Origin of the sequence: Mycobacterium sp. 1423905.2, assembly GCF_001673155.1 — a bacterium.
GTDB lineage: Bacteria > Actinomycetota > Actinomycetes > Mycobacteriales > Mycobacteriaceae > Mycobacterium.
In genome coordinates, this window is the sequence record NZ_LZLE01000128.1 from 1 (window position 1) to 5,139 (window position 5,139).

5 protein-coding genes are annotated in these 5,139 nt (G+C 67.0%); 4 read left to right on the plus strand and 1 reads right to left on the minus strand.

What is annotated here, in order from left to right:
- Positions 1-275: 275 nt before the first annotated feature.
- Both A9W95_RS07045 and A9W95_RS07050 read left to right on the plus strand, forming a co-directional pair.
- A complete protein-coding gene (locus tag A9W95_RS07045; RefSeq protein ID WP_067410101.1) occupies positions 276-1,112 on the plus strand; it encodes an SDR family oxidoreductase in 837 nt (278 codons plus the stop codon).
- Between the two features lies 1 nt (position 1,113).
- Positions 1,114-1,899: an SDR family NAD(P)-dependent oxidoreductase gene (locus A9W95_RS07050; protein ID WP_067410104.1), complete on the plus strand. Its 786-nt coding sequence runs from the start codon at positions 1,114-1,116 to the stop codon at positions 1,897-1,899.
- 2 nt (positions 1,900-1,901) lie between these two features.
- On the opposite strand, the gene A9W95_RS07055 is transcribed toward A9W95_RS07050, so the two are convergent.
- The gene (locus A9W95_RS07055) at positions 1,902-3,446 is read right to left on the minus strand and encodes an LCP family protein (RefSeq protein WP_067410107.1); all 1,545 of its coding nucleotides are present in this window, start codon (positions 3,444-3,446) and stop codon (positions 1,902-1,904) included.
- A 245-nt stretch (positions 3,447-3,691) separates the two neighbouring features.
- Between A9W95_RS07055 and A9W95_RS07060 the strand changes: the two genes are divergently transcribed.
- Together A9W95_RS07060 and A9W95_RS07065 are read left to right on the plus strand one after the other, a co-directional pair.
- Positions 3,692-4,357, plus strand: coding sequence for an LppP/LprE family lipoprotein (locus A9W95_RS07060; protein WP_067410110.1), 666 nt, complete (start codon positions 3,692-3,694; stop codon positions 4,355-4,357).
- A gap of 43 nt (positions 4,358-4,400) precedes the next feature.
- Positions 4,401-5,114, plus strand: a complete 714-nt coding sequence (locus A9W95_RS07065; protein WP_371328033.1) for a DUF2510 domain-containing protein — start codon at positions 4,401-4,403, stop codon at positions 5,112-5,114.
- The last annotated feature ends 25 nt before the right edge of the window (positions 5,115-5,139 follow it).

Consider the following 5,139-nt stretch of genomic DNA (forward strand, 5'->3'; position numbering starts at 1 on the left):
CGCGCCGCTTGAGCGCAACCAGACCGGCTGCGGCGCCGGCCAACCCGACCGTGGCTCCGGCGGCGGCGCGTTGCCTGGGTGAACGCAAGACGCCCTCGACGTCTTCAGCTTGTCGGCGAGGCGGACGATCGCAGCGGCAACCCGCTCGGGCGCGCCCGGACCGCGGTTATGTCGGTCACGTCGGTCTGAACGGCGGTGGCCTGGAACTTATGCCCGGTTCGTCCGCATGGTTCGATGGCTAGAACCTGTTTCAGTTTCGGCGTGAGGGGCAAGCAGTGCAGCTTTCTTTTCCGGACCGGACCTACCTGGTCACCGGCGGCGGTAGCGGAATCGGCAAAGGGGTGGCGGCCGGTCTGGTCGCGGCCGGAGCGTCCGTCATGATCGTCGGCCGCAACCCCGACCGGCTCGCGGGCGCCGTCGAGGAACTCCAGGCGTTGGCCGCCAACGGCGGGTCGGTCCGCTACGAGCCGACCGACGTCACCAATGAAGATGAAGTGACTCGAGCGGTCGACGCCGCGACGGCGTGGCACGGCCGGTTGGACGGCGCGGTGCACTGCGCCGGCGGATCGCTGACCGTGGGACCGATCACCCATACCGACTCCGAGGCGTGGCGACGCACCGTCGACTTGAACGTCAACGGAACCATGTACGTGCTCAAGCACGTCGCGCGCGAACTGGTGCGCGGCGGCGGTGGCTCGTTTGTCGGGATTTCCTCCATCGCCGCCAGCAATACCCATCGCTGGTTCGGCCCTTACGGGGTCACCAAGTCGGCCATCGACCACATGATGCAGTTGGCCGCCGACGAACTCGGGCCGTCGTGGGTGCGGGTCAACAGCATTCGTCCGGGCCTGATCCGCACCGACCTGGTCGACGCGAGTGTGATCCAGTCCCCGGAGATCAGCGGCGACTACGCCGAGTGCACGCCGCTGCCCCGAGTGGGTGAGGTGGAAGACGTCGCCAACCTCGCCATCTTCTTGCTCAGCGACGCCGCCAACTGGATTACCGGCCAGTGCATCAACGTCGACGGCGGTCACATCCTGCGGCGCGGGCCGGACTACTCCTCGATGATGGAGCAGATGTTCGGCGCCGACGCGTTGCGCGGGGTGGTGTGAGATGCAGCGGCTGCAGGGGCAGCGAGTCCTGGTAACCGGCGCGGGATCAGGCATCGGACAGGCCACCGTGCTGCGCCTGCTGGCCGAAGGCGCCACGGTGGTGGGCGCCGACATCCTCGCCGACGGTCTGGACGCCACCCGGGCACGCGCGGAGCAGGGCGCGAACCGGTTTACCGCGGTGCAGATGGACGTTGCCGATGAACAGCATGTCGTCGACGGCGTACGGTCTGCCGTCGACACCCTGGGCGGTCTGGATTCGCTGGTCAACGCGGCCGGCATGCTGCGGGCCGCGCACACCCACCAGACCAGCGCCGAATTGTGGAATCGGATCATCGCCGTCAACCTGACCGGTACGTTCCTGGTGGTTCGTCAGGCGCTGCCCGCGCTCCTGGACAACCCGCGCAGCGCCGTCGTCAACTTCAGCTCCACCTCGGCGTCGTTCGCCCACCCGTACATGGCGGCCTACGCCGCCAGCAAGGGCGGGGTGCAGGCGTTCACCCACTCGCTCGCCCTGGAATACGCCGGCCAGGGATTGCGCGCGGTGTGCGTCGCGCCGGGCAGTATCAAGTCCGGCATCACCGATGCCACCGGCGGATACATCCCTCAAGACGCGGACTGGAAGCTTTTCACCAGGTTGATGCCAATTTTGCCGACCACGGTGAAATCCAGCGGTACCGGCATGGCCGACCCGGCGGTGGTGGCCGGTGTCATCGCCATGCTGTTGTCCGAGGACGGCGCCTTCATCACCGGCACCGAGATCCGCATCGACGGCGGAACGCACGCCTAGCGTTAATTTACGCAGGGCACCCCGCCGCCGGTGACCGGCTTGCCCTCGTCCGGCGTCGGATAGGTGGTCGTGGTGCCGTTGTAGTAGTAGGTGTTCGGCTTGCTCGACGTGGTCGTCGTCGTGGTGGTCGTAGTCTCTTCTGCCTCGGGCAACGCGAAGTTGGTGTCGACGACCACCCGCACGTGTCCGGGTTCCAGACTGGGACTGGGCTGCGCCGGCGCGTCGATGCTGAGCAGGTTGGCCACGTTCTGGGCGTCGGTCTCCGCGCCGGGACCATACTGCACGGTGGTGCTCGACGGATCGCCCGAGTTGCGGTCGCGCACGGTGCCCGCGATGAAGCCCTGCTTACGCAGGGCGCTGGACACCTGACTCGCCATCCCGCTGATGCTGCCGGCATTGATCACGTCGACGACGGTATTAGGGCTGGGTTTGACGGCCGTGGTCGTCGTGGCCGACGTGGGCGGGGCCGCGCCGATCGCCGCCGCGATCTCGGCTTTAATGGCCGCCGGGTCGACGATGTTGACGTCCAGGCCGTCGATGTTGTCGTAGCGCACCACCGGCAGCGTGCGGAATTCAACGTTCCCGCCGGCCAGCTCGCCCATCCGGCGGAACAAGCTCTCGTCCCAGCCGGCCGACAAGACGACGTCTTTGCGGGCCACTGCCATCAGGCTGTTGAGCCGGTCGAAGTTGGTGAAGGTGCCCGAGTCCTGCAGGTCGTGCATGACCGACGACAGAAAAGCCTGCTGGCGGTGAGTGCGGTCGAGGTCACCGTTCTCTAGGCCGTGGCGTTGGCGGACGAACGCCAGTGCCTGAGACGCGTCCAACCGCTGGCGTCCCGCCGGGAAGTCAGCGCCGGAATAGGAGTCGTAGACCGGATGGTTGAGGCATACCTCGACGCCGCCGAGGGTTTGGGCCATGTCGTAGAAGCCGGCCAAGTTGACCTCGGCGAAGTAGTCGATCGGGACGCCGGTCAACGCCCGCACCGCGCGCAACGTGGCTGTCCGCCCGGCTTCCCGGCCGCGCATCTCCAATTCCCGCTGGCTGCTTACGCCTTGGTTGGCCAGCCGCTGGGCGACGTACTGCTTGGTCAGCCCGTACGCCTCTTTGATCTTGATGTGGTTGTAGCCCGGGACACCGGTGAACGGCACCCAGTCATCACGCGGGATCGAGAAGGCGACCACTTTGCCGTCGGCCGCGACGTGCACGAGGATCAAGGTGTTGGTGTTGTAGCCGCCGTCATCGGAATCTCCGGCGTGTAGCTGCTTGAGCACCGACCAGGGCAGGTCGTTGCCGTCCTGGTCTTTGCGGGAGTCCAGGCCGATGAGCAAGATGTTCATGTTGTTGCCGGAGGACCGTGGATCCTCCGGAGTCAGTGCCTGAGAAATCGTGATGCCGCCCAGAGCGCCATGCGCGACGTAGTAACCGGCACCGGTCATTCCCACCGCCACCAGCGACACCACGGTCATAAAGCCGCGGGTCACACCCTTGCGAACGCGGGACGGCTCGCGGCGAGCGCGAAGGCGGTGCGCACCGCCCGAACGCGCCATCACATGTCCCGACCAGTCACCAGCACACCGCGCGGCGCACGGCCGGCGGTTTGCGGTGATGTCGCTCGTGGCATGCCGTCTAGTATGCGGTAGCTTGCTGTGAAGCCCCCAATCGAGAAAGTCCCGGTGGGCGGACTCAGCCGCTGATCGGCGGCGACGTCGCCGCTGCTACCAGCACATTCTGGCTGCAGTGCGCCGAGGCCGGTGCGCGGTCGAGACGGTATCGAAAGAGGTCTGTGACGTCCATGGGTGCTGACGAGGTCGACCCCGGCTGGCCTCCGCCTGCTTCACATGACGTCGACACCCTTGCACCGCCGGCGCAGCGCTGGTCAGCACGCACCGGGTGGGTGGTGGCCGCATCGGTCGCGGCCGTCTGTGTCGGTGTGGTGACCGCCGCGTTCCTCGCCCGAGGAAACCAGCACCGCGACGCGGGGCCCGCGCCGGCCACGGGAACGTTCTACACCGCGCCGGTTGCTACGACGACAGCCGGCAACGTCGGTCCGTGCGGACCCGACGAGGCCACCGCGGTGGCGGCGGCGCTGGCCAAGATTCCGCCCGATGCCAAGACCGGTAAACCGTGGAATCCCGCCCCGGAATCAAGCGCATACAACGCCTGCGCGGATCTGTCCGCGGTGGTACTGACCGTTCAGGACGCCACGCGCAGCTCACCCGACCAGGTGTTGTTCTTCCATCGCGGAACATTCGTCCAGACCGCGACGCCCAGGCCGTTTGCCTTCACCCAGATCGAGAAGCCGGCGTCCACCGAGAGCATCGTGGTGCTCACCTACCGCTCGCGGCAGAGCTGTGACGCGTGCGAGGACGGCACCTTGACGACCGTCGGCTTTCAATGGCAAGGCGATCGGGTGACCACCCTCGACCCGCTGCCGGAGTCGCCGGACTCCCCACCGTGAACCCCGCAAGCCCCGCTGACCTGACTGCAATCCCGAACGGAGCGTGACCGTGGCGACTTCGCCACCGCCAGGATGGTATGCCGATCCGGACGGCTCAGCGGGGCGACGGTATTGGGACGGTGAGCGGTGGACCGACCGCCGTCGCCCCCTAGCCGACGCACCGCCGGGCGGCTTGGCTCGCCGCTGGGCGCAGGTGCCCACGGTGGTGCGAGTGACCATCCCGATCGCGTTGGTGCTGACGTTGGTTGGTGTCGCCTTTGCCTTCTCGACAAAGCCGCCAAAGGACGACTGGGCGCGGCTGCCTAACCGACTCAGCTGTCAAACCCACGACGGTCCGAAGCCGCCGCCGAACATCACCGTGTCAGCCGTCGACGTCAAGAATCCCCGCGCCGGCGTACTGGAACTGGTGGTCCGATTCGCTCAACCGCTACCCCCGTCACCTATCGGCACCCGAGCCACCGGCTTCGTCGGCTACATCCTGAAATACAGCGTCGCCAACAACGGCACCAAGTTCGTCGAGCTGGGTCCGGAGCAAGACACTGACGACCTCGCCATCAACTCCGGTGAGGCCAGCATGCGTCCGGACCGGGACACTAATGCGCGCCGGACCGCCCCCGACACCGTGCAGATCTTGCTGGAACTCAAGCGACTGGGTGTCCAGGACCAAGCGGTGCACCCCACGCTCACCCTCGACGCGCAATTCAACACGCCGTCGACCACAACGGTGAAGTATGCGGCGCAGACGTGCCGCGCTTAGCGCACCGCTCGCAAACTCAGCCGAC